Genomic DNA, 24,747 nt, shown 5'->3' with positions numbered 1-24,747 from the left:
AAGCCCCTTGCGCTCAGTGGAGAAGCGTGTTTGAGTCCAGGAAGATGGAAACCATAGCGGTAGCACATCGGCCGCGGCCAATTTTGTCTTGGCACTTGACCTCAGTAGCGCCGCCGGCTTCAAATGCGCATTATTTGGAGACTCGTGCAAGTTCACTCACGTGCTGGAGGGGGCATGCTGCAAAAATTTGAACGCTACCCGCTCACCTTTGGACCCACGCCTATCGAGAAGCTTGACCGCCTCGCAAACCATCTCGGCGGTCAAGTTGAAATCTTCGCCAAGCGCGAAGATTGCAATTCCGGTCTTGCGTTTGGGGGAAACAAGCTCCGCAAGCTCGAATACATAGTCCCCGACGCGATTGCCACCCATGCCGACACGCTCGTTTCAATAGGCGGTGTGCAGTCGAACCACACGCGGATGGTCGCTGCGGTTGCAGCCAAGATCGGCATGAAGTGCCTACTGGTGCAGGAGAGCTGGGTGCCGCATGAGGATGCGGTCTATGATCGGGTCGGCAACATTCTCTTGAGCCGCATCATGGGGGCGGAAGTGCGCTTAGTCGACGACGGCTTTGACATTGGTATCCGCCCCAGTTGGGAAAAGGCGCTAAACGAAGTTAAATCCAGAGGTGGCAGGCCCTATGCCATTCCGGCCGGAGCATCCATTCACCGATATGGCGGCCTTGGCTACGTGGGCTTTGCGGAGGAGGTGCGGGCCCAAGAGAAAGAGCTCGGCTTCGCCTTCGACTACATTCTAGTATGCACGGTCACGGGGTCGACACATGCCGGCATGCTCGTCGGATTTGCCAAGGACGGAAGACAGCGCAACGTGATCGGCATCGACGCCTCCGCCACTCCCGCCCAAACCAAAGCACAGGTGCTTGAGATTGCCCAGCGTACAGCAGATCTCATCGACCGGGGCATGGAAATTAACGAGGATGATGTGATCCTACTGGAGGAATATGCACGCCCGTGTTATGGCCTTCCGTCCGAAAAGACTAAGGAGGCTATCCGCCTGTGCGCACGACTTGAGGGCATGATCACTGACCCAGTTTACGAGGGTAAATCCATGCAGGGTATGATCGACCTCGTCAAGAAGGGCTTCTTTCCCGGGGGATCGCGCCTTCTATATGTGCATCTCGGTGGCGCGCCTGCTGTAAATGGATACAGCTATGCCTTCCGCAAAGGCTGACGAGAAACATCTGGGAATATCTGCGCAAGGACGACCTCGCCATCACCGTCTGCGCCCATTTGCGTGACTTGATGAAGGCGACGACGCTCTTGTCGTTGGCGAACAAGTTCCAGGCATGACAGCACTTCTTAACCGTCGTCAGCAGCACATTGGCGGCCTCGTAGAGATAGTGCCGGTTTTCGGCCGATTGATAGCGTTTCTTGCTCGGCCCGAGGTAGGCGCCAATGTCGCGCGTCCTTCGAAACCCCTCAACGTTCTGCGATGAAGGCCAGCGCCGTGATCGGCCCGACCACCGGCACGCTCATCCAAACGCCAGGCGATCTCATGGCGGCGCGACAGTTCCTTGAGACCACGTTGAGCTTGGTCAATAACGCCTCGATCGAGACCAAGGCCAGCAACGCCTTGATGCTCAGATGGGTCAAGGGTCGCTCCGCGTCGACGACGCACACGACCGTCCGCTTGCCACCGACATCCAATCCTGCAAACATCGCAAGCGCTGCTCTCCATTCGTTCCCTACGAATCACCAGCGAAAGGGTCACCCTTCTGCGGGGAGCAGCAACCTCATGTACGGTATGTATAACCCATCGACCCGATGGCCAAACTCTTTCCATCAAACGTTCGTGCTCCTCAAGTTCCGGTACCGTGCCAATGCCCAGAGCGGAAAGAACTTGGAGTAGCCGTGATATCGCAAATAGAATACGCGTGGAAAACCAGTGGCGGTGTAGCGCTGCTCATCCCACAGGCCGTTCTCGGTTTGTGTGCATTTTAGGTATTTCACCCCCCGCGCGACGGCCGGATGCTCTACCTCGCCGGCCGCCATCAGCCCGAGCAAGGCCCACGCCGTTTGGGAGGACGTGGAGGGCGCGTGCTCATATCCCTTATAGTCGAGTCGATAGCTGATCGCATCCTCGCCCCAGCCGCGTCCCGACTCTGGATGGATACCAGCCATTCCACCGCCTTTCGTATCATGGGGTCCTTTTGATCGATACCTGCGACATTTAGCGCACACAACACCGACCAGGTACCATAGATGTAGTTCAGGCCCCAGCGGCCGTACCATGAACCCTCCGCGTGTTGGGTGCGGCGCAAATAGGCAATCCCATCGGCCACTGCCTTGCTGCTTTGGGCGGTTTCGCCGAGCTGGGCCAGCATCGAGATGCACCGCGCGGTGACGTCCTCGGTCGGCGGGTCGAGCAGCGCGCCATGGTCGGCGAACGAAAGGTTGTCGAGGTAGTATTCGAGATTGTTGACGTCGAAGGCGGCCCAGCCGCCATCCCGGCTTTGCATGCCTTCGATCCATTCCCGACCACGTGCGATCGCGGTGTCGTATTCCTTGCTGCCAACGTGCCGCTGCGCGCGGTCCATGGCCATGACCACCACTGCGGTGTCATCGAGATCGGGATAGTGCGCGTTGTTGTACTGAAACGCCCCGCCGCCCGGCCTGATGCCGGGGGCCTTCACCGCCCAGTCGCCCTTCACGTCCAGCACCTGCCGCGGCTTCAGCCAGTCGAGGCCCTGCTTGGCTTTGGCCACGGCGTTAGCGCCGCCCGCCTCCTGCAGCGCGTGGCAGGTCAGCGCGGTGTCCCAGACCGGCGACAGGCAGGGCTGACAATAGGCCTCTACCTCGCCGATCACCAAGAGCTTGTCAATGGCGCAGCGTGTGATCGCGCGCGGCGGAAAATGCTCGTCCTTGCCAAGCGCGTCATACATCATCACTATATTGGCCATCGACGGATAGATCGCGCCCATGCTTCAGGCCCGGCAGGAGCGTCGCAGCCGTCCGCGGCGGCACGGCGAGGATCACGGCGTCGTCGAGGGTGATCGCGATCTTGTCGTCACCGAAATCAAGTTCGCTGATGTGCCCGCCCGATTTTCCAAGGTTGCGCAGCCTATGGCTGAGGCGCACGATGGCGCCCCGCCTCTCGAGGAGCTTGACCGCCGGCTCGACCAGAACGGCGCTCATTCCGGCGCGCGCGACAAGCGGACGGCAAGCCTCGCCGCCCGCGAGCAGCGTTTCCCGCATGATGGCGCCGGCAAGTCCTGCCGCGCCCTCCGGCGGATCGCATTCAGGGCGGCGAGCAGCAGCGGCTGTACCAGACGTCGGTAAAGCATGCCATCGCAGGGAATAGTGTTGCCCACCAGTTCGTCCGCGCCGGCCCATAGGATTGGTGCAAGCTTCAGATAATCCAACAGCCCGGTGTCGGGGACGCGACGCGCCCTGTCGAATACCCAGGTCGGAAGCCTGCCGCCGCCGAGATCGACCTGCCAGCGCTGTCCGGTGGAGATGTCGACGAAGGGAAACTTTGCTCTCGACGGGCCGACAAGACCGGATTCCGTCCCGATCGCACGGGCGTAGTTGCGCACAAACAGTTGCCCGAGAGAACCAGATGGTTGCCGTTGTCGATCGTGAGATTGGTTGCGGAATCGAAAAAGGAGCGGCAGCGGCCACCGGCCTGTTGCGTCGCTTCGTAGACATGCACCTGCAGGCCGGCATTGGTCAGTTGCACGGCCGCGGAAAGGCCGGAAATCCCGGCGCCAATAACGTGAACGTTTCTTGGCATCACATCACATGAAAGCGTAACGGAGAAGAATAGCGAGCTTCGTGAGTTTGGTAACACGCACCGGCTCCCGGGGAGCCGCGAAACCCCTTGTCAGCAGCAGGTCAAGGATCGCGCGGTAGTATTTGGACATGATAGTGGGCGCGCGTACCACTCGGCGTGGGTTGCGGTTCATAACTTCGTCGGCTTTGGCAAAATGCATCGTAGCGCGTTGGGCAAGCGGTGCGCACGCCTTGGGCAGCGCCTTGTCGACGATGACTTTATGTGGGTCGTTGCTGGTGATACCGGCGTGATAGAGGTCCTCGCGTGGTATGTAGAGCCGCCCCAGCCCAGCATCCTCGTCGATGTCGCGCAGGATGTTGGTGAGCTGTAGCGCACGCCCGAGGTGATGCGCGAGTGCAATGCCATCCTCCTCGCTGAAACCGAACACGCGCACCGACAACCTTCCAACAGCGCTGGCGACACGGTCGCAATAGAGATCGAGGGTTGCCATGTTAGGCGCGCGGATGTCCTGTAGCACGTCCATTTCCATGCCGTCGACAATTGCTAGGAAATCCTCGCGCTTCAGCCCGAAGGTCGTTAGCGAGGCGACATAGTCCTTCAGCCGTGGCGGCGGCACACCTTGGTAGAGCGCGTCAATGTGAGCGCGCCATTGCTGAAGCGCAGCAAGGCGGCGCTCGCGCGGCTCGTGGGAGTCGGTGACGTCGTCGACCTGGCGGCAGAAGCTGTAGATCTGGAATATCGCCTCACGCTGTTCCGGCGGCAGGGTGCGCATTGCCGGATAGAACGAGCTGCCGAGGGCCGTAGTGCGGTGGTTCGCGTGGGCCGCCGCCTCCGCCCTCATGCGCCGACGGTCGTCTTAGATCGCGTTCCGCGGCCGAGCGCACGGCGCGCGGCTTCGTTTGCCATTGCGCCCGCGCCATGAACCAGCAGCTCAAGCGGCGACAGATGCACGCGCTCGCTTAGGGGATCGCGCACCTTCAGCATCGGCACGATCTTATCGGCAAAGGAGAGTATGGCGGAAACCTCGAGCCCGAGACGAAAGTCCTTCACTTGCGGCACCAGCGCTGCGCCCTCGTTGAGCAGCGCCTCGGTCTTCACTGCAAGTGCATGCAGGCATTGTAGCAGCCGCGACGAGGATTTTGCGCCGCCCAGCTCTACGACGGAGGCACCGCTGGCCACCAGCGCATCGCGCGGAATGTAGACGCGATTGAGATCGCGGAAATCCATGCCGCAATCCTGAAGGTGGTTGTTGACCTGCAGTCCCGCGCACAACACATCCGATGCGGGCCAGGTCGAGGTACTTTCGCCGTGGACGTCGAGCACGAATCGGCCGACCGGCATTGCCGAGTAGCGGCAATAGTGGATCACCTCGTCCCAGTTCTCGTAACGCTGCTTAGTCACGTCCATTCGGAAGGCGGTGAGCAGATCGAGTGGATGACGCGGCGGCATGCCGCGCCCAGCCAGCGCAGTGCGCAGGCGTACAGCTTCGGCTCGCGTTTCGCCCTTGCCGAGCAGCTCGGCCTCCAGAAGGTCGAGGTATCGAAGCTTCTCGTCCGCTGCGAGCGTGGCGTGATCGGCGATGTCATCGGCCGTGCGAACGAAGCGGAAGGCAAGAATCAGCGCTGGGTGCCGCGGATGGATGATCCACGAGGCAATGGGGAAATTTTTTTCGCGATGGTTTTTGTCCGGCCTCGGGCCGCTGCCGCTCGTCATTGAATTGCACCGTCATCGGTTTTGCGGGCGAGGGATGCTACTCAGCCAAAGTCGTGAGCGATCGGCGCGCATTCAACTCATGCCCGAGAATGATCCGTTCCGAATCCGTTATCTTTTGAGTGCTGATCCGTCTCGCAGTATTCATTGCTGAAACCGTAAAATGAACCTAGGTCCCAGTAGCTAAACGCGATGCGACTATCGCACACTATGAATATACCACATCCCCGCCGTCCAAAGATGTCCCACCACTCAAGTATCACGCGATCATCTTCTTCGTGGATGAACTCCGGAGTGCAAATCGTCTCCGCAATCGCGCGATCTTGTTGGAACATCTTTTGGATGGCCGTGCGTCCAACAACAGGGCGCTGCATCGGCCGGAGGCTCATTCCATCTTCATTGTACAGTTCAGCCAAAGCAATTGCATCACCCGTGTTGAATCGTCGAATCCACTCTTCGACCGTCCTGCGCGGTTTCATTGAAAAGCTCCTTTCTCAAGACCTTTGCTACCACCCGTCCGTCAGATGGGATCCGGCGTATGCGAGTTGTTGGTTCGAGTAAGTCTGAGGTGGCGTCGCCCGACTAGAGCCCACACACATATCCAAAGTGAAGCACAAGGCGGCCCATGTGCGAACATCCCCCATCGAATTACAGCCGCAGCGGTAGAGCTGAGACCTTTGGACAAGATTGGAAGCGCCGCCTGTCGTTCCGCGGTTACAGCCGACGTCCACGATGATGACGCGATCCGGATTCTACAAACTTTCGGTGCACCCTTCGCGAACACGTGGGGTCCGGCACGGCCTGGAGAAAATCACGCATGGCCAGTTCGTGGCAGGGTTCTTTTAAGAACGCCAACTATAACTCGAACTCGCCAATACAGCTTTGATCCGCGCCGGTGCACCTCGAGACCTGAATCAGATGTATTTTCACCAGAGTTTCACATGGGTCTAGATTTAGGGAAATCTATTGTTTCAATGACAGACATCCATACGGTAGATTCACAGCCGCCTATGATTCAGCCGCAGACTCTGGTACAGTCAGAACGTCGCGGTTCCCAAAATTGAAGGGCCTATCGGTGATCGTCTCGACACCGAGCTTTTGATGCGCGCCTTTCTCGGCTGGCTGGGCGGCGAGAAGGGCCACTGCAGTATGGCAGTGATCCCCACAGTCGATGAGGAGGACGCACGGCAGCCGAACCGCGAGCGGGACCGCCTGGTGCGCGAGGGGACGCGGATTGTGAATCGCATAAAGGCGATCTTCGCCCGCTCCGGTATTCGCGCCTTCAAACCCATTTTTGCGCAATGCCAAGCAGCTGGAATCTCTCCGGGCGCAAAAGGCACTTTGTTGCCAGAGAACACGCGCGCCGAACTAAGCCGCAACATTGCCCGAACCGGCTGCTGACGAACAGATCCGCGAGATCGAACGCGAGCGCTTGGATCAACTCGCTGCAGCTTCACGGCACCGGCGATCGAGCAAGGCGCGGATCATTGGGTCGGCGTCGACACGGCAGACATGCTGGCCCATGAGCTTTTGTCGCCCGGCTTTCGCGATCGAACAGCCATCACCCGCACGCCGGCAGTCAAGCAAGCCCGATTCTCATCGATCTCGACAGCGCCCAGACCAAGCTGTGCTGCTCGGAGAGCAACTCCTAATCAACCGCAGCAATTGACGTTCCCGATCGCCAACAATGTGGCGAAGTATATCGCCATCCGGCCGGCACTGTTCATCACCGCCTACCCTGGCCTCCAAATTCCGAGGCAATCCGCCCCCGTTGGACGGCTCTGGAGTGGGTCCCCTGCTGATGTGAAGTTCCATCCTTCGACTGTCATGAGGGGAGGAACGGGATGCCGGCGGAGAGATTGGAGATGCGGCGGGTGCGCGAGATACTGAGGTATCGCTTTGAGCAGGGGCTTGACCGAAAGTCGATAGCGATGTACGTAACCCGTATCGAATGCTTGGTGGTGTGGGAGGAGCGGACGCCGCGAGGCGTCCCACCAATCCGATCAATGCCAAAAATCACCGACCCCCTTTAATTGTCAGCCACGTTGCTGACAAACCATTTGTAGGATCTGGCCAGTCCCACCTCAAGCGAGGTCTTCGGGCGCCAACCCATCGACTCGAGTCTTTCGCTAGACAAAAGCTTTCGGGGCGTACCGTCCGGCTTGGATGTGTCAAACACTATATCGCCTTCGAAACCAACAACATCGCAGACGAGGTGGGCTAGCTCAATGATAGTTATGTGGTTCCCGGAACCTATATTGATGTGCGCCTCCTCCGAATAATGTTTAAGCAGAAAAACCAAGGCATCGGCACAGTCTTCACTGTACAAGAAGTCTCGAGTAGGCGTGCCGCTTCCCCATATAGACAAGCACTCAAGGCCTTTAATCTTTGCCTCATGTGCTTTGCGTATTAAGGCGGGCACGACGTGGCTGGAGGCAAGGTCGAAGTTATCGCGTGGGCCATAGAGATTTGTCGGCATAGCTGATATAAAGTTTGCGCCGTATTGCTTACGATAGGCCTGACACAACTTGACGCCGGCAATTTTGGCGATTGCGTACCACTCGTTGGTTGGCTCAAGCGGCCCGCTCAATAGAGCCTCTTCCCTTATGGGCTGCGACGCATACTTCGGATATATGCAACTGGATCCAAGGAAAAGAAGCTTTTCAACGCCACTGCGAAAGGAAGCCTCGATAACATTAGCCTCCATAATAAGATTTTGATAGATGAAGTCGGCCGGCATAGTATCATTTGCCAGTATCCCACCCACCTTCGCTGCCGCCATTATGACCGCATGCGGCTTTTCCGTTGATAGAAATTTCTCAACTTCCTCTTGCCGCGTGAGGTCAAGCGTCTGCCTATCGGCAACGATGACTTCACAATTCTCGGAGGCAAGCGATCGAATTATGGCGCTGCCGACCATACCTTTGTGTCCTGCGACCCAAACGCGCTTTCCGTCTAGCAAATACATCGGCATCGCCTCTTACTGTCGGGTGCCCCTCATATAGGAGAGATCTTCCCTTACCATTTCGCCGGCAAGATCTCTCACACTTGTCTCGTGCCTCCAGCCCAAGACCTGCTGCGCCTTGGTGGCATCGCCTAAGAGTAAATCTACTTCCGTGGGCCTGAAATAGCGCGGATCTACCGCCACGACGCATTTGCCTGTGGCGACATCGATGCCCCTTTCTTCAATGCCTTCTCCCACCCATTCAATCGTCTTTCCGGTTTCCTCGAATGCCCATTCGACAAACGTGCGAACCGATGTTGTCACCCCGGTAGCCAGGACATAGTCGCCTGGCCTATCCTGCTGACACATCATCCACATGCCGCGCACATACTCACGGGCATGCCCCCAATCACGTTGAGCATCGAGATTTCCCAGATAAAGGACCTCTTGCATACCTAGACTGATGGCCGCCGCAGCCCGGGTGATCTTGCGAGTCACGAACGTCTCGCCACGAAGCGGGCTTTCGTGGTTGAAAAGGATACCGTTGGAAGCGTGCATGCCGTAAGCCTCTCTATAGTTTACGACAATCCAGTACGCGTAGAGCTTAGCGGCTGCATAAGGTGAACGCGGGTAAAATGGCGTTTTTTCGTTTTGGGGGATCTCTTGAGCCAGACCATAGAGCTCTGAAGTCGATGCCTGATAAAAGCGAGTCCGATTGGTCAGCCCAAGAATTCGAATAGCTTCCAGCATGCGCAATGTACCAATCGCATCGGCGTTTGCAGTGTACTCCGGGGTTTCGAAGCTTACCTGAACATGGCTTTGCGCCGCAAGGTTGTAGATCTCATCCGGCTGGGTTTGCTGAACAATGCGCAGCAAATTGGTCGCATCCGTCATATCCCCATAGTGGAGAAAAAATCTTGCTTCAGGGTCGTGACGTTCTTGATAGATGTGCTCTAGCCGTTGAGTGTTGAATGATGACGAACGACGCTTTATGCCGTGAACAATATAGCCTGTGTCCAATAGCAGTTCAGCAAGATACGCCCCATCCTGACCCGTTACACCAGATATTAAAGCTACTTTCCGGTCTGCCACTTTGTTAGATCTCCAGTGATTTTTCTTTGGGAGAGGGCGTGCGCTAGTGCGTTGGCTGTGAAGGAAATCATCGTGCTTCGGCGACAGAGCGGACCCACGGAGGCCTTGCGGTTCGCAAAGCAGTACTGCCGGTGTCGTGCAGGGCCGGACAACTGGGGCATGAGGCACTCGTGTCTCTTGGAGCGCGCTCAAATTTGTCCATGACTGCTCTTCTCCACGCACCTTAGAATTGAGGTGACGATTTTCGTTCAAGAGGAGGTATTTGTTGAAGATCTTTCGATCACGATCAGGCGACTAGGATCGTTCAGGTCAAACTCAATGACCCTTGACACGGAGAGGCGCGCATAACGTGTAAAGGCGCTTGTCGGAGGAAACCGAATCACCGTGTCGCAAAGCGCAAGAAGGTACATCTCGACGAGGGCGGAAATGCCACCCTCAACCCCGAGGGCTGCGCTGTGTAGTGGCCCAGACTGATGCGCCCGGAAACTTTTCGGAATCGTGAGAAGATCGGGAAACCTACTCGACACCTGATCCAGTACCTGCGCGCTATCGGTGCATAAAATCACCCGCACAGGCTTCGGGTGGGGCAACGCTTTGGCGGCATCAATGGCAGTGCATACTTGACGCACGGCAAGGTCTGGATCGGCCCAGTAGGGTGCATGGTCCATAACGTCTTCGCCGTTGCCATGCCGAACATGAACCCCAATTGTGTTGTACCCATGAAAGTGCTTCCGATAGATGGCGTCTATGCGAGCTTGAATTTCAGGGCGCGGCTTGATACTGCGAAAAATCTGCCGTTCGGCGTCCTCGTCGCAACGCCACATCAAACAAGCATCACACACCACTGTGTTGGCCTCGACATCATCTTGGGCCTGGAAAAGTTCATCTAGTTCGTCTCGCTCTCGAAAAACCTGCCCATCTGGGCGGTAAACACATTCAATCGCAGGTTTATTCCACCAATTTGGGAAGAATGGTCCCGGGAAGAAAAACTCGTTGATCTGGTCATCGCAAATCAAAGGAACACCTGCGATATCATTGATTGGTTCAAAAAACACCGGAAAGGCGTTCGTGAAGGGCTGATCGAGGTAGCAGGACCCGCGCCAGTCAACGGCTAACGTTCGCCCCGTCCGTTGGGCGTAGCGCCAAGCGGCTGCCAGCGACCACAGACAGTCACCGAAACCAGTACGTCTTCGAGAGAGGACATATCGCTCGTTCAATGCTGCCCGTCCTTAGTTCCGCCGCTTCGTGACTTACCGTCTTTCACGGGTTTCCAATCAAATTCAGCGTTTTCTAATGGAGTTCGGTAACATCGGTAAAATTTATTTTTTGAATGGCAAGCATCCACGTATTGGATGCAAAGGGAACGTACCTTTCAGGGCTTGTGCTGACGTTTGGGTGGGGCGAACTACAAGAGAAGAGCCGATGACATTTCCTGGATGGCCGACACAGCCTGGAAGAGCCCGCTAATCGGCGACGCTCGAGCCGTAACAGGGCTGCGCATCACCAAAGCCTACGCTTACACCTATTCAACTATTAAGAACCGCCAGTCCCTGGGCAAGCAAGTGTTCGGCGGCATCTCGGTCGTCTGCCTCGACGTAGCAACGCAGTTCAGGCGCGTTCCCTGAAGGACGGATGTGCAGGATACGGCCGCCCTCAAACGTCAGGCGCAGGCCGTCCATGTCGTCCGTACCCGTCACGCGACCGATCCGGCCGAATAAATGGGAAACGTTGGCTTTCGACGCTTTCAAGTATGCCACCAGGGCGTCGCTCCTGTCGAATGGATAATTCTCGATCCGACTGGACAGAGCAACTGGCAGGCGATGCATTGCGACGATCGCCGAGAGGGGAGTTTTGGCCTCTACTGCGATGTGGAGCGTTGCAATGATGGGAAGGACGCAGTCCCGGGTCGGCAAGGCGGAAAGCGACGCACCTCCGAACGAGAAGTCCGAACCTAGCATGACGCCACCGTTGGCCTCGAAACCCATCACCCGCTGCTTGCCAACCGCAACCGCCTCAGTCATGGCGGCAATGACGTAAGGCGAGCCAACGCGCGTACGCACCACCTCGACGCCGCTCGCCGCCTCGATTCCGGAGTTGCTGGTTACAGGCGTAGCAATGAGCCTGGCCTCCAGCAGCCTTGCGCAAATAAGACCAAGCAGATCACCGCGCAATGGAGTGCCCGTTTCATCCGCTATCAGGGGCCGATCGGCGTCTGCGTCGGTCGACACAATGGCGTCAAAGGCGTATTCCTTCGCCCAGGCAGCGAGCCTCTCACGAGTCGCCGCCGATATAGCTTCCGTGTCAACGGGGATGAAGACCTCAGATCGGCCTATCGGTACGACATGTGCGCCATGACCTTCCAAGATCGTGGTCAAAATATCGCGGGCAACGCTGCTGTGCTGATATAAGCCGATCTTTAGCCCCTGAAGGTTCGATTTTGGAAGCAGGGTCTCGTAACGTTGGATATACAGGTCAGTTGCTTCGCAAGAGCGGTCGGCGCCGCGGCCGCGCTCAACCTTGATCGCATCTGCATCGGCTGAAAGCTGCTCCGCCAACTCCGTAATCGCCTGCTCGTCTGCCTTGTTGATCTCACCGTCAGGCAGATAGAATTTAATGCCGTTTCGGTCGGCCGGAATATGCGAGCCTGTGATCATGAGTGATGCTGCACCGAGTTGTCGGCCGTATAACGCAAGCGCTGGTGTCGGCAGTCCTCCGCAGTCAACCGGCACCATTCCCGCCCGGTCGAGCGCTGCCATGCAGATAGCAGCGATCTCAGAACTTGAAGCGCGGAGGTCGCGGCCGATCAATACGGTCGCCCCTCGCGCGGCCCGCCCTCTCTCGAGGAGCATCCTCGAAAAGGCTGTAGCATAGAGCGCCGACACACTACCGACGAGTTCTGTTGCCAACCCGCGTAGACCACTTGTGCCAAATTTAGGACCCATCAACTGACCTTTTTTGCCGGGCAGCGTTCAGCAGGTAATCGACACCACCGGCGCAAGTCGAACGAATTCGCATCCGCTAATATTGCTTCGCTCCCGCCACACTGTTATGAAGCTTCACATCAAACGCAATCAAAAATGACACCATGCTTCCAAAGATTATCCCAGCTATCATGGCAGGGGGTAGGGGCACAAGGCTCTGGCCCCTGTCACGCGCAACTGCCGCAAAACAGTTTCTAAAGCTAATCGGCGAGGAAACGCTCTTTCAAGCCACGCTTAAACGCGTTTCGGATGCCACGGTATATGGAGCACCATTTGTCATTACCAATGAAGATTTCCGCTTCCTAGTTGCCGAACAGGCGCGTGAGCTTGGGGTCACACTTTCTAGCATAGTCCTTGAGCCGGTGCCGCGCAACACGGCAGCCGCAGTGGCCGTCGCCGCCCGAATCGTGGCTGATCGGTTTGGTGAGGACGCGCTGTTGTTTGTGCTGCCGTCGGACCACGCGATTACGGTTGACGATGCTTACAAAAGTTGTCTGCGGTCCGCCTGCATAGCCGCAGCGGAGGGCAAGCTCGTGACGTTCGGTATTCAACCCACTTCGCCAGCAACGGGCTACGGATATATTGAGCGTGGCACTTACCTTGCCAAGGACGTCCATGCGGTTCAATGTTTTGTCGAGAAACCAAATCTCGAAAAGGCGGCGGCTCTTTTGGAGACCGGCAATTACTATTGGAACTCTGGGATGTTCCTTTTCCAGGCGGCAAGCATTATCGCGGAACTTGAGGAACATGCCCCCGATGTGTTGTCGGCGGCGCACGCCGCTCTCAAGGACTCGACGGTCGACGCCGATTTCGTACGACTCGCCCCGGAGAGTTTCAGCCAAGCGCCATCCATCTCGATCGACTATGCGCTGATGGAGAAAACCGCGAACGCCGCCGTGGTCTGCTCGGATTTTGCTTGGTCAGATCTCGGCAGCTGGGATGCTGTGTGGAAGAATGAGGAGAAGAACGCTGATGGCAACGTGGTCAAAGGTAATGTTACGGTCTGCAACACGAAGAATTCGCTTGTGCTGTCGCATACCGCTCATCTCGCCGTACAGGGTTTGAATGGAGTTGCCGTCGTCGCTAGCGAGGACGCGGTCTTCGTCGGGCGACTGGAAGATGCCCATGAGATCGGAAACTTGGTGAAGCACCTCGCCGACGACGAAAATACGGCACGCCTTACGGAAACGCACCCAACTTCGATACGGCCATGGGGCGGCTACACCACGATCCTTAACGGCGATCGCTTCCAAGTGAGGCGGTTGTTCGTACGCCCTGGCAAGATGCTCTCTCTCCACAAGCATTTTCACCGATCAGAGCACTGGATCTGCGTGAAGGGGACCGCAGAAGTGATAGTTGAGGATCGAGTAACGATCCTGCACGAGAACCAGTCGATCTACATCCCCGAGGGGGCGATACATCGCTTGGGGAACCCGGGCAAGATCATGCTGGAGTTGGTCGAGATTCAAACTGGTGCCTACCTGGGCGAGGACGACATCATCCGTGTCGTAGACGAATCGGGACATGGATTGCTAGGTACTCGAGGCGAACTGGGCTATCGGGATGGCGGGTCCTGAAGCGTCATCCGGCACATACGCACACATTACGATATCTGGAGCGAGGACGCCGGCGAGGTGGGGCCGAACACTCCGGCTTTCTTCGCGCGCGCACCTCGCGACGGCCTTCCGCGACGGGCAACTCGCCCGGCTGTTAGCCGTTCGGCTTCTTGAGCGTTCTCGCGGCTGCATCCCAGCTGCTCACCGACAGATCAGCTTTGCGCTTGCGGCGCTGCTTGCTCTGCCGTCTGGCGGCGGGCTCGCGAGAAAGGTGAAAGCCGGGGCCGAAGGTCTGCATCATTGATGGCAAGGCTGTTGCCGTGGGCGTTGGTGTCTTCGCTCCGGCTTGACCCCGTTCGGTCGAAAGGCGGAATGGCAGGAGCGCTGGGCCGTAGTGCTGCGAGGCATGTTCTTCAGAAGGCGCGTCGCAGAGGGCGGGCGACGGCATGAACCCCGGGGAGAGTTCCCCTAAATGCACTTGACTTCAGCTTAATTAAGCGTTTTCTAACCAATTCGAAAATTGATCGTTCGAGTGACACCCATCCGCAATATGGATACGCCAAAACATGCGTTTTAAGGGCCTTGATCTCAATCTGCTGGTTGCGCTCGACGCGCTGATGGCCGAACGCAAACTCACGGCGGCGGCACGCAGCATCAACCTGAGCCAGCCGGCCATGAGCGCAGCCATCACCCGGCTTCGCACCTATTTCCGCGACGAGCTATTCACCATGAATGGTCGCGAACTTGTACCAACTCCGCGAGCGGAAGCGCTCGCACCCGCAGTTCGCGACGCCCTGCTGCACATTCACCTCTCCATCATTTCCTCGCAGCCGTTCAACCCAGCTCAGTCAGATCGCCGATTCACGATCATTCTTTCCGACTTCATGACGCTAATGTTTTTTGAAAGGATTGTGGTGCGAGTCGCGCGGGAAGCACCCGCCGTCAGTTTCGAGTTGCTGCCGTTTTCCGAGGAGCCAGATGATCTTCTCCGGCGCGGTGATGTCGATTTCCTGATCCTTCCAGAAATGTTCATGTCGAACACGCACCCCAGAACGAAGCTGTTCGATGAGAGATTCGTATGCGTGAGCTGCCCAACAAACCAGCAGCTACCGCCGCAGCTCTCCATCGACAACTATATATCGATGGGGCACGTTGCGGCCCAATTCGGGCGGACGCAGAGGCCCTCAGTGGAGGAATGGCTATTGCGCGAGCACGGATTGCGAAGACGCGTCGAAGTCGCCGTGCCGGGTTTTACCATGATCCCGCCTTTTCTGTCGGGCACTGACCGCATAGCGACCCTCCCGTTACGACTGGCGATGCATTTCGCAAAAATGATGCCCCTGCGGATCACCGAACTTCCGCAGCCCATTTTTCCCGCGTTCACCGAGGCTGTCCAGTGGCCCGCGCTTCACAACAGTGATCCGGCCAGTCTCTGGATGCGCGAGCTACTTCTACAGGAGGCGTGTCGCATTGATCTTCCGTCCGAAACTTCTCAGCATTCCTGACATCGGCCGTCGGCAGACGGGATCGGTGCGGGCCAACTTCAGCATCGCGCGATGCATCCGGGTAAACTCTTTGTAAGTGTGGCATGTGCTTGTAGCATCGCCCCGATCACCGTCTCAAGTGCGAATTGCGTGCCTCGAAACGCCCACGGGCTCGCGTCGCCGACATTGGGCCCGTAACCGCATGATCGGATGCTAGGCTCAACGTCGAGCAGTTTGGCCTGAAACAGCTTGCGGCCGACCAGAGGGGGCTCACACGCCTGAGCGTCCGCCCCATGCGCAGCAACTAGCGATCCCGCGCGCGTCCTTGCGGTCAGTATTTTTCACGGTCATCGCCGACAGCGCTGCCTTCACATGCCGCGTTGCTCGCAACACCACCTCAAGGCCAGCCTCGGCCGGGCCCCGCGAACCACTGAGATGGGGGACCCGACTGAAGGCTGATCCTCCCCCTGGCAGCCCAATTCGGTGGAATGCTGCAACAACGCCTTTGGCTCGCTCCCCACTTTTGTCGCGCACGAACTTGACTGACGAATCGGCGACGCAAACGCTGCTCTGTTCCAGCGACTCATCCAATTCAAGCATTGCTGGTCAATGGTTTGTCCCTCGCTTGATGCTTGGGAGCCCGATACAATCGAACCCCGTTTCAACACCGTCACCCTGAGGGCAGCCACCGGCAAGAACGCCAGAGGAGTGCCGGCCCATTACGACATCGGCTCGTCGCCAAAGTTCCGTACCTTGCAGGAGCTTGGCTCTAATTTTCGCTGCCGCCGAACGCGCCTGGGGTTGCCAAGGGACCGCAGTTCGAACGGAGTTGAACCAAAACTGACAGAGGACGCCTGTACGTTGCCTCGCCACGTCAGGGGTGTCTGAGGCTGCGGACACGGAGATGCCTCAATTGAAGTTGCTGACTTCAGAGTTGAGCTGTATCAAACGCGTGCCTCAACGAAGGTCGTATTCGATTGCGGTTCCCAATAGCCATTCGATGAAAGATACTTCTCTAGGAGATAATGTGTTGGGTATTAACCCTAAGAAGAAAAGAGGCAAAGCGGATGCCGTGGCTATTCACGTCGGCCATCGAATTCGCCACAGGCGTGTATGGCAGAATATGTCGCAAGCGGCCCTCGGAGAAGCCATCGGGGTGACGTTTCAGCAGGGCTCGAACCGCGTGGGTGCGGGCCGACTTGAGCAGATATCCAAGCCACTGGAAGTGCGTCCTTCGATTTTCTTGAGGACATACCTGACGACACTCAGTCGATTGCGCAGGACGCGCCCCGAATCAGGCCTATATCCCGCCCGAAGTGATTGAGTTCGCTGCAGGGGGTCGAGCTCGCCCGGGGGTTCTCTCGCGCCGGCGATCTCAACGTGCGCTGTCGAATCGTAAACCTGCCCACGTCTCTCGGCGAACACGACTGGTAATGCAGGAATTCGCCCTTGTCTGAGTCGAACGCGGCTACGTCCTCATTGGAGGAAATCAACCATAAGTGATATCGCCATTGGACGCTTGCATTGACTCTGTAGCTCATTGAGTTCAAATCATACAAATGGCTAAGGGAGGAAATCACAGTGGCTGACGAGAGTAACACAGGACCAGTTGCCGCGGCTGAGGCGGTTGCCGAAACGAAAGCACCAGCTGGCAAAAAGAAGAGTTCTTCGCGGCGTCAAAGAACGGCTGCCGGACAAGTTGCGGTATCAAAGACGACTGCTAAGCCTAAGAGATATAGCGAGACAGAAAGGACTGAAAAGCTCAATTTGATCGAGACCGAAGTGGCTCAAGGCAATAGCACGCTAAAGGACGCGATCAAGAGCGCCGGCATTTCGGAGCAAACCTACTACGTGTGGAAGAAATCTGCTAAGCCTGCCGATCGAAAGGCTGAAATGTCTGTGGTGGCCGGCGATGAGCTTGCTGATCTCATTCAGCTCGAAAAGGAAAACCTGAGGCTTCGCAAGCTTTTGTCAGAAAAACTCCGTGGGGAAAATGCCGAACTGCGCAAGAGACTTGGGCTGGATTAGCTGAAGAGGGGGACTCTACAGGCCGTGCATTAGGCGCCCTGCCGGCTTGCGAAAGGGACGGCGTGCCTACGCTTTCGGCCACTTGAATCGTGTCTGAAAGGGCGGTATTTGACCGAAGGATAAAGGAAGTCGTGGCGCGTTACGGCGCCGACTAGTAGTGGATTGTTTGCGAGATACATATGAAAACACCACCACGGAGGTTTATTGTTGAATTCAAGCCGGCACGGCGGCGACCAAAGGAGCGAACGAATTCAGTCTGGGGCAACACGGACCTCAAGGCTTTGACCCGCGAAGTGGAAGAGATGGCGCCGCATTTGTTCAACTTAACGGAGGAGACCGTATCTCCTAATGCAGGTTACGGTCCGCAGGCCAGCCCGAATGCAGAGTTTCTCATTGCAAACAAAGAGAATGTCGAGCTTGGGCGAGCAGCCGTGAAACCCGCCGAAAGTTCCGAGGTTGCGTTGTCGAGGCTGCATAATTCCAGTCATTCGGCAGTCGACGCTGCTGAGCAATTGCAGGAGACGCCACCGGTCTCCCACACCCGAACAAGCTCGAAACAGCGTATTTCGCGAAAGCTCCCCGAGCGGTTGTCGTTGGACGTGCATGAGAATAGCAAAGAGCGAGCCGAGAATGTAGAGAGCGCGATTTCTCGCGATGAACTGGCCACTCTTGAAGCCGAAAACAAGCGACTCAAAAGGCTGCTCGCTGAACGGATCCTTGCCCAAAACTTGCAGCTCAAGAAGATGCTTGATCGGTTCAATGTCAATTGACGATGTCACATCTTTTGACCGGCAGGCAAACTGGTGGGAGCCGACACGGGGGTGGCCTCGCCCTGCAGCAGCGTTAATGGCCTTTGAGTGCACCTCAAGCTGAACAGAGCTCCAGACATTTCTCCCATGTATCGACAGATAGCATCCTACGAATTCGACACTATAGTTTTCTACATCTGAATCTACGATAGAATTAGGTCTTCTTGAGTAGATTTTCTGGCCCGAGATGAAAATAATGTTTTGACATTTCCTGGATCAGTGTTAATCCACTGAATGAAAAGCTTCGTCGTGATAATTGCTTTGAACTGAAATTCCAGCTTAGGTCGTGATTCTTCCCTTGTTGCTTTGGGGCGCCGCCCAGCTCGTCACCCGGTGACGGTTTGCATCACGACTCGGGTGCTTGATGTTGCGGTAGAGTCTGGCTCCGCCGCGATGTCCGTCCAGTCCCAAGAGGTACGTTCGACGGCATTTTCTAGGATGTTTCCTCCTGAAAACATCGTTTCGGGATAATGTTGCTGAGTTCCGATAGGAGAAGAAGATGATAGAAACCACGCTCGGTGCGAGCAACGAACTCCTGGTAGAGCTGACTACGGAAATTGTAGCCGCCTATGTCAGCAACCACGTGGTACCGGTTGCCGAACTTCCAATGCTTGTCGCCGACGTTCATTCGGCGCTTAACAATACCACCGCTCCTACGCCGGTGGTTGCTCCTGTTGAGAAGCCGAAGCCGGCGGTTTCGGTCCGCAAGTCGGTGCAGGACAATCAGATCACCTGCCTCGAATGCGGCGGCACCTTCAAGTCGCTGAAGCGCCACCTGATGACCCACCACAATCTGTCGCCAGAAGGATATCGGGAGAAGTGGGACCTGCCCGCGGACTACCCGATGGTCGCGCCCGCTTATGCGGAAGCCCGCTCGCGTCTGGCCAAGGAGATGGGTCTCGGCCAGAGGCGCAAGCGCCGCGGCAAGTAAACGCGTTATTGATCGCTGTTGCCGGTGAATACTAAGACGCGGACTGCAGAGAGCTCGTGCTGCGGACCTGCGGCCGCAAAAACGTCGATTCGCGCCTGCTGGCGATCAGCTACGCGCTACGCTTTAGTTGCGTGGATGCTCTGTGCGGCTTCGCTGTATTCCCTTGCTCCGTGTTTTTTGAGGCGGCCGGGGGCTGTCTGTTGCTGGATATGCCATACGCGCAACGCGCTTTTAGCTGCCATCCCAAGCTGAAAGCTTCACCGTTTGTCTCGACCAAGGCCGCCACATAGTGTAGGAACGAACAGTGAACGATGACAGCCGCATACGAGTTCCACGGATTTGGAAGATTTGGGGGCCAGCCATTGCTTCCAGAGATCCACTCTAACCGCGAGGGAGGGAAGTCCGTTCGGCGATGCAGCTGTAGCTACAATCTCGACATGCTGACGCTGGTGGCCACCCGTGGCCGCGACTTTCCCTGTCGATGGTCGCCCGCCGTATTCGCTGCCACGGTGTGGCTCCAGGGCGGTGACCGTCGCGTTCATGCCCCCGACTGATGCCGACAAACGCCGCTTATTGCAATGGCGCCGTGGTGGGGCCGAACCACCTCAATCTTGGCGCCAATCTCTCGTCTCCTGCATCGCGAAAGGCCCGGATCGCCGAAATCCCGAAGGGTGTTCTGCACTTCAAGACAGCATCTACGCTGCTCGACGATGAGACCGTGATCGCGACGGCAGCACTTGCCAATTCGAGGGTTTCCGCAAGATCGTCGTGCTGGAAGGCGAAGAGCCGGCTGCGACGTTCTGCGGGTCAACGGCGTTGTGTTCGCCAGCGCCGATTATGGGCGCACGCTCGACACGCTTGACAGGCAAGGTCACCAGGTGGTGCCGCCGAAGACGGCTGAGATCGAAAAGATCGACGCTGGGCTCTCTTGCATGTCGTCGGGGTAGTATCGGGACGGCAAATTGTGAAAAGTAAGCTGAAGTTGCCCAACCCACTCCGCAACCTATTGATATGATTGGACCGGAAAAGTCCAAGAGTAAACTTCGATTCCCAAAAGGAACCCCCAAGTTTCCCACGGAAAATGACCAAAAAAGCAAGCCGGGCATCCCCGGCTTGCTTTTTTCAGGACCTCGCCGACCTGGCGACGGATGCTTTCGTGTAAGAGTCCATGGAGTATATGTTCGTTCCCACTCGATGTTCAGGTATCGCTGGAGTAATACCCACAGAGCTGAGCCAGCCATTTGGTTCCAAGCTGGTGTTTCGGAAAACCCACTTATGGAATGACGGCTCAAGCACGTATTTTCGGCAGAACTCCTCTATGTCGGCTTTTCGTATTCGTATCGGTGACGCCTGAGTAGGAGCTTCGATCTCTGTCAGATGCCCATCGTCAGCCAAGGCAGCCGTCAGGCTCTCATTGAGGGTGCTGAACTTCATGGTTGCCTGCGACATGCTCAGCCATTCGGCAGGCACAAAATTGGCTGTATCGACTTCCCGTGCCAATCGTGCTGACAGGGCAAAGCGTTTCTGCGCATCCGAGTTGGCAAACCCGCTTTCGAGCAGAGCGCTCGCGACGTCAGCAATCGACTTGGCTTCGAATGTCATTCTGGCTGCAGTCGACCGGTGAAGACCCTTCGGTATCATTCCGTTCTCTTCGAGGGCCGACCAAAGAACCGTGAAGGGTATCTCGAATTCCCTGGAGGCAGTGTTGATTGAGTGAAGGTTGCGCCGTTCGACGGGTTCGAGGAAGCAGTCGTTCGGTCCCAGGGGCAGCAGTTCGTACGCGACGCTTCGCATGATACCGAGTATGTCCCGATAACCGGGCATATCTTGGTGGAACAACAATTCTGTTGCCAGTTCCCGATAGATGGCAAGGGCGACAATTTTCTCCTTGGTACGTAGTTGCGGGCGATTATGGAGGCAAGGAAGTCGCGAAAGGCGTTCTCGCCACATGACAGAATCGCAAATCCGTCGGGCGCGCAGTCGCGAAGTACTTGGTCCTCCATGCGCGGGGACACTGCAGTCTCGCCTCTTGCGAGATACCGACAATGGTCGCCAAGTGGCCCAAGGCCTGCAATGGCAGCTTGTCGAACCAAAGAGCTGGCGCCGTTCCTTCAAGCCTGGCAATCACGAAGCGCTGGAAATCCGTGTGCAGTACCGGTGTGCTTCTTTTCTGATACTCGGATAATGCCGTTCGGGAAGACCGGAGGCGGAGCGCGAAATCCGGGCCTAGTCGCCATTGGTTCGAAATCGACGAGCGTCGTTTCGTGCACCGGACACAGTTGGGCGAAGCGCGGGATCCAAATCAACCTACCGTAGGCACGGAGACCAGGCCGCCCGGTTCCCTGCAGCTCGTCTTCCATGACGCATGATGGACAGAATCGCCTCTGCCCTGGACACGCAAAGCGCGAGTGAAGAGATGCCCACGCACGCTGATGCGCTTCTCTTGGTACCGGGTGACGGAAGCTTCGATACTCTCAGGCGTGTCGCCGAGAACGGTGACCGCTTTTTGGACATCCGGGGCCACTCCCGTTGCCAGGTTGCGGAAGCTGAAACCCAACAGGCGGTCAAAGCCTGCTGCGTTCGGATGACCATGCAACGCAGCGACGCGCGATGAGTGGCTCGCCAGGGACTCGTCCTGGCGTCGCGGCAACGTGAGGGCGGTCTCCGAGCGCGACGGTCTTTCTTTTGGATCTTCGTTTTGCGGTTTCACCGAACGAACTGCGCCAGTCATGGTCCTCTGGTCGGGCATACGCTTGGAGAGGCCTGAGGTTGGCCCACCCGTCACTGTCGAAGTTGAAGATATTGTTCCCCGGCGTACACCCTGTGAACGCGTCGTATGGCGCAGCGAAGTCGGACTTCTCCACGATCGAGCGACCTTCGGTCATCACGATTTCCGCGGCATCCCGGATCATCTGGATGATGGAGCCAAAGTCGCCGTCGCTAGCATGTCCAAGGCGGCCGGCGAAATCATCGTCGAGGTCCGAGCCCGACTGGAGCCCCGCATGCTCCACGATTACTTTTCCAAGGACTTCTTAGATGCTCTTGAGTCCACCTTTACAATGGAGTTTCTCGAACCTGATAAGGGTCCTCCGGTTGAACATCTGTACAGGAATTCGTCGAGCGGCGGCACCCCTGCGAGGATGAGCCGGACTGGCCAGTCAGGCATCTGCACCAGGTTCTTGAATGCATCGGCGATCTTTTGGGCTTCGATACGGTTCGCAATGTTGACTGCATGCTGTGCCTCATCGAGTAGCACGAAGAGGACCATGTGTCCTTTGAGCTCATTGCGAAAGGCGTCCCAGGCCTCGTTTTCCCTGATGTTCGGTCGTACACCGACGCCCAATGCCTTGAGTCCTTCCAGGGCAAGCAGTTTAGGCGTGCAGGGGGAAGGAGCTTCGAATGCCAGAAGTGGCGAGATCGTGTTTCCTTGGAACTCGTACGGCTGCATGGCAGGAATTTTTCCCGTATTCTCCAACAGGCCACGGGTTTTCCCTGAGCCCGAATCACCGCAGACCGCAAGAATGCGTCTCTTATTGGGGTGGTTGCGTCCACCAGCGCGCTGCCCGGCGCTGTTCAGAACCAGCGTTTCAAGCCGAGCGCCAGCGTTGGATCTCTCCCGAGGCCGATGTAGGGAATGTGGAACTTGTGCACGCGGTCCGTCATATCGAGTTCCTCGGGAGACAACGTGGAACGCAGTTGCGCGATAGCCGCGGCGTAATTTGCTGACCAATCCATCATCATTCTCCCGTGCTGTCATACGAGTTGTCGAGCGCGAAACCGCTCTGATCGGCGGCCGGATCCGACTTGTTGCTTCCGGCAAGCTCGCGCGGATCGCGCCAGCCGTCCGCTTCCTCTTTTTCCGCGGACTTCTTCTCCTTGCTCGGGTCTTTGGCCGTGGGCAGCCCAGTAATGCCGATCGCCTCGTAGAATTCTTCGGACAGCACCATTTCCTGCACGAAGTCCTCGGGCAGGGAGCTTGTCTCGTTGGTGATCTGGATGGGGAAGTCGATCTTCTTTTCCCAAGCCAACTAGACGTCCTCGGTCAGGGCCTCATTGGAAAAGCCGGCTTCGATTTTCATCATTTCCCCATGGGCGGCCATGTCCGCCTTAGCCTTGCGCAGAGTGGCACGGGAAAGTACCGCCTCCTTGAGGTTCTTCTTGCGCAACTCGCTGCACGCGGCCGACCACGCCCAATAGCTCATGCCTTGGAACTCCTCGTGGACCGCGGGGACAGACACCCAGCCTTCCCCGTCCCAGACGGATACTGATCCGAGGTTCTGCCGATCGACGCGGACCAAGACTTCCGGGTCGCGACGGTGACGGCGGATGTGCTGCAGAGCAATTTGGTTGCACAGCGGCGCGGAAATTGCAGCACTCCTGGCTTGATTTAGCATTCCGCGGAAAATAGGTTGCCGGCACAACGTGGCGCACAGGCGAGGGTGAACATGGCGACGGGCAAGGTGAAGTTTTTCAACGCGGACAAAGGCTACGGCTTTATTACGCCTGATGCCGGTGGCACTGACGTGTTCGTCCATGTTTCTGCGCTGCAATACGGGGATGTCCTGAGAGAGGGCCAATCGGTCTCTTACGATCTTGGCCAAGATCGCAAGACGGGCAAATCGAAGGCTGAAAACGTTAGGCCGTTCTGACGGCTAAATTCTGAGTATGAGGCCCGGCCCCGACCCCGGGCCTCATACTCTAGCTATGGGTTGAGCGTGTCCTTGAGCGCCTTGGCCGGCGCAAAGGTGAGTTTCTTCGCCGCCGCGACCTTTATTGTCTGCCCCGTTGCCGGATTTCGCGCCTCTCGTTCGGGCGTGTCCTTCACTTTGAACTTCCCGAAGCCCGGGATCGAAGTCTCGCTTCCGGAGACTGCCGCCGCGGTGGTTGCCGCAAAGACAGCCTCAACGAGGGCCTTTCCTTGGACCTTGGTCAGCCCGTGGGCGGCCGCGATGTTCTCGGCATTTCGTTCGTGGTTGTCATGGTTTCCTCTTGTTGACGCCCGAGAGCTTGGCAGGCAGGGGCGTCCTTGTCATCGTAGGCGACTCGTGCGGGATTATGATCTCCTGCACATCTCCACTGGTGATGTTCTGCGCGATGCGATCAAAGCCCAGAGCCCGCTTGGCCTGATAGCGAAGATGGCGGTCGATGAGGGAAAACTTGTTCCAGACGAAGTAGTTGTCGGCCTGGTGGAGCAGCGGCTAACCGATAAGGAGCCTGGCCAAGGGTTCATTCTGGACGGATTTCCCCGAACAATTGCACAGGCAGGTGCTTTAGAACGGCTGCTCGAGAGCATGCAGGTTCCGCTCGATCACGTTATCCTGTTCGACATTCCTATACGCCTTCTCGATGAGCGAATTGCCAAAAGAGCCGAACAGACGCGCTCCGCAGGCGCGCAGCCACCTACGGATGACAGCCCAGAGGTCCTGAAGAAACGAATTGAAGAGTTTGCGCGTGCGACGGCG

The 24,747-nt window shown here is 57.3% G+C and carries 23 protein-coding genes and 4 pseudogenes; 10 read left to right on the top strand and 17 right to left on the bottom strand.

Features of this window, described 5'->3' with window-relative positions; all coding sequences use genetic code 11:
- Window positions 1-174 precede the first annotated feature (174 nt).
- Window positions 175-1,188 carry a 1-aminocyclopropane-1-carboxylate deaminase gene (locus CO676_RS27825; RefSeq protein ID WP_097523459.1) on the top strand — a complete coding sequence of 338 codons (1,014 nt, stop codon included), beginning with the start codon at window positions 175-177 and terminating at the stop codon, window positions 1,186-1,188.
- A 178-nt stretch (window positions 1,189-1,366) separates the two neighbouring features.
- On the opposite strand, the pseudogene CO676_RS36370 reads toward CO676_RS27825, so the two are convergent.
- From CO676_RS36370 to CO676_RS27795, 6 genes and pseudogenes are all read right to left on the bottom strand, one after another.
- A pseudogene (locus CO676_RS36370) lies at window positions 1,367-1,493 on the bottom strand (transposase); the annotation flags it as partial.
- 306 nt (window positions 1,494-1,799) lie between these two features.
- A pseudogene (gene shc, locus CO676_RS27815) lies at window positions 1,800-2,938 on the bottom strand (squalene--hopene cyclase); the annotation flags it as partial.
- 1 nt (window position 2,939) lies between these two features.
- Window positions 2,940-3,750, bottom strand: a pseudogene (locus tag CO676_RS27810) (FAD-dependent oxidoreductase); the annotation flags it as partial.
- 4 nt (window positions 3,751-3,754) lie between these two features.
- Window positions 3,755-4,591 (bottom strand): presqualene diphosphate synthase HpnD, encoded by an 837-nt coding sequence (gene hpnD, locus CO676_RS27805; protein ID WP_097523457.1) that lies wholly within the window; start codon window positions 4,589-4,591, stop codon window positions 3,755-3,757.
- Window positions 4,588-5,463 (bottom strand): squalene synthase HpnC, encoded by an 876-nt coding sequence (hpnC, locus tag CO676_RS27800; RefSeq protein ID WP_097523456.1) that lies wholly within the window; start codon window positions 5,461-5,463, stop codon window positions 4,588-4,590. The genes hpnD and hpnC overlap by 4 nt, the downstream gene beginning before the upstream one ends.
- Before the next feature lie 77 nt (window positions 5,464-5,540).
- Window positions 5,541-5,939 (bottom strand): nuclear transport factor 2 family protein, encoded by a 399-nt coding sequence (locus CO676_RS27795; RefSeq protein WP_097523455.1) that lies wholly within the window; start codon window positions 5,937-5,939, stop codon window positions 5,541-5,543.
- Window positions 5,940-6,561: 622 nt separating this feature from the next.
- Here CO676_RS27795 and CO676_RS27790 point away from each other — a divergent pair.
- Window positions 6,562-6,861: a hypothetical protein gene (locus tag CO676_RS27790; protein WP_097523454.1), complete on the top strand. Its 300-nt coding sequence runs from the start codon at window positions 6,562-6,564 to the stop codon at window positions 6,859-6,861.
- Window positions 6,862-7,489: 628 nt separating this feature from the next.
- Here CO676_RS27790 and CO676_RS27780 read toward each other — a convergent pair.
- The 4 genes from CO676_RS27780 to CO676_RS27765 all read right to left on the bottom strand — a co-directional run bounded on the left by CO676_RS27780 (window position 7,490) and on the right by CO676_RS27765 (window position 12,438).
- Window positions 7,490-8,428 (bottom strand): GDP-L-fucose synthase, encoded by a 939-nt coding sequence (locus tag CO676_RS27780; protein ID WP_210202643.1) that lies wholly within the window; start codon window positions 8,426-8,428, stop codon window positions 7,490-7,492.
- Between the two features lie 12 nt (window positions 8,429-8,440).
- On the bottom strand, window positions 8,441-9,496 hold the full coding sequence (gene gmd, locus CO676_RS27775) for a GDP-mannose 4,6-dehydratase (protein ID WP_097523451.1): 1,056 nt from the start codon (window positions 9,494-9,496) through the stop codon (window positions 8,441-8,443).
- Between the two features lie 248 nt (window positions 9,497-9,744).
- Window positions 9,745-10,713 (bottom strand): nodulation protein NodZ, encoded by a 969-nt coding sequence (locus CO676_RS27770; protein ID WP_097523450.1) that lies wholly within the window; start codon window positions 10,711-10,713, stop codon window positions 9,745-9,747.
- 309 nt (window positions 10,714-11,022) lie between these two features.
- Window positions 11,023-12,438, bottom strand: a complete 1,416-nt coding sequence (locus CO676_RS27765; protein ID WP_097523449.1) for a phosphomannomutase — start codon at window positions 12,436-12,438, stop codon at window positions 11,023-11,025.
- Between the two features lie 143 nt (window positions 12,439-12,581).
- On the opposite strand from CO676_RS27765, the gene CO676_RS27760 reads away from it, so the two are divergent.
- From CO676_RS27760 to CO676_RS27730, 6 genes are all read left to right on the top strand, one after another.
- A complete protein-coding gene (locus tag CO676_RS27760) occupies window positions 12,582-14,054 on the top strand; it encodes a mannose-1-phosphate guanylyltransferase/mannose-6-phosphate isomerase (protein WP_179875673.1) in 1,473 nt (490 codons plus the stop codon).
- 545 nt (window positions 14,055-14,599) lie between these two features.
- Window positions 14,600-15,538, top strand: coding sequence for a LysR family transcriptional regulator (locus CO676_RS27750; RefSeq protein ID WP_097523447.1), 939 nt, complete (start codon window positions 14,600-14,602; stop codon window positions 15,536-15,538).
- A gap of 892 nt (window positions 15,539-16,430) precedes the next feature.
- A complete protein-coding gene (locus CO676_RS27745; RefSeq protein WP_245424499.1) occupies window positions 16,431-16,841 on the top strand; it encodes a helix-turn-helix transcriptional regulator in 411 nt (136 codons plus the stop codon).
- 257 nt (window positions 16,842-17,098) lie between these two features.
- Entirely contained in the window at window positions 17,099-17,545 is a 447-nt protein-coding gene (locus CO676_RS27740) for a transposase (protein ID WP_046117913.1), read from the top strand.
- Window positions 17,546-17,724: 179 nt separating this feature from the next.
- The gene (locus CO676_RS27735) at window positions 17,725-18,315 is read left to right on the top strand and encodes a hypothetical protein (RefSeq protein ID WP_046117914.1); all 591 of its coding nucleotides are present in this window, start codon (window positions 17,725-17,727) and stop codon (window positions 18,313-18,315) included.
- A gap of 538 nt (window positions 18,316-18,853) precedes the next feature.
- Window positions 18,854-19,285: a MucR family transcriptional regulator gene (locus CO676_RS27730; protein ID WP_046117915.1), complete on the top strand. Its 432-nt coding sequence runs from the start codon at window positions 18,854-18,856 to the stop codon at window positions 19,283-19,285.
- Window positions 19,286-20,407: 1,122 nt separating this feature from the next.
- Here the strand turns inward: CO676_RS27730 and CO676_RS27720 are convergent.
- The 6 genes from CO676_RS27720 to CO676_RS35495 all read right to left on the bottom strand — a co-directional run bounded on the left by CO676_RS27720 (window position 20,408) and on the right by CO676_RS35495 (window position 23,487).
- On the bottom strand, window positions 20,408-21,235 hold the full coding sequence (locus tag CO676_RS27720; RefSeq protein ID WP_144340208.1) for a hypothetical protein: 828 nt from the start codon (window positions 21,233-21,235) through the stop codon (window positions 20,408-20,410).
- A 614-nt stretch (window positions 21,236-21,849) separates the two neighbouring features.
- Window positions 21,850-22,296 (bottom strand): hypothetical protein, encoded by a 447-nt coding sequence (locus CO676_RS27715; RefSeq protein WP_097523445.1) that lies wholly within the window; start codon window positions 22,294-22,296, stop codon window positions 21,850-21,852.
- 2 nt (window positions 22,297-22,298) lie between these two features.
- A complete protein-coding gene (locus CO676_RS27710) occupies window positions 22,299-22,862 on the bottom strand; it encodes an ATP-binding protein (RefSeq protein WP_280952060.1) in 564 nt (187 codons plus the stop codon).
- On the bottom strand, window positions 22,859-23,020 hold the full coding sequence (locus CO676_RS36360) for a hypothetical protein (protein ID WP_234706638.1): 162 nt from the start codon (window positions 23,018-23,020) through the stop codon (window positions 22,859-22,861). The genes CO676_RS27710 and CO676_RS36360 overlap by 4 nt, the downstream gene beginning before the upstream one ends.
- A gap of 2 nt (window positions 23,021-23,022) precedes the next feature.
- On the bottom strand, window positions 23,023-23,313 hold the full coding sequence (locus CO676_RS27705; RefSeq protein WP_046117918.1) for a hypothetical protein: 291 nt from the start codon (window positions 23,311-23,313) through the stop codon (window positions 23,023-23,025).
- Window positions 23,314-23,487 (bottom strand): hypothetical protein, encoded by a 174-nt coding sequence (locus CO676_RS35495; protein ID WP_179875672.1) that lies wholly within the window; start codon window positions 23,485-23,487, stop codon window positions 23,314-23,316. It lies immediately after the preceding gene.
- 243 nt (window positions 23,488-23,730) lie between these two features.
- On the opposite strand from CO676_RS35495, the gene CO676_RS27695 reads away from it, so the two are divergent.
- Window positions 23,731-23,934, top strand: coding sequence for a cold-shock protein (locus CO676_RS27695; RefSeq protein ID WP_046117978.1), 204 nt, complete (start codon window positions 23,731-23,733; stop codon window positions 23,932-23,934).
- A gap of 53 nt (window positions 23,935-23,987) precedes the next feature.
- Here CO676_RS27695 and CO676_RS27690 read toward each other — a convergent pair.
- Window positions 23,988-24,265, bottom strand: a pseudogene (locus tag CO676_RS27690) (HU family DNA-binding protein).
- On the opposite strand from CO676_RS27690, the gene CO676_RS27685 reads away from it, so the two are divergent.
- On the top strand, window positions 24,259-24,747 hold a 489-nt coding region (locus CO676_RS27685; RefSeq protein ID WP_280952057.1), incomplete at its 3' end, for a nucleoside monophosphate kinase. The pseudogene CO676_RS27690 and the gene CO676_RS27685 overlap by 7 nt on opposite strands.

The sequence above is a fragment of the Sinorhizobium sp. BJ1 genome (genome assembly GCF_002531555.1).
GTDB lineage: Bacteria > Pseudomonadota > Alphaproteobacteria > Rhizobiales > Rhizobiaceae > Sinorhizobium > Sinorhizobium fredii_B.
Note: the sequence above shows the minus strand (reverse complement) of the source record. Positions and strands in the feature narration are given on the sequence as shown.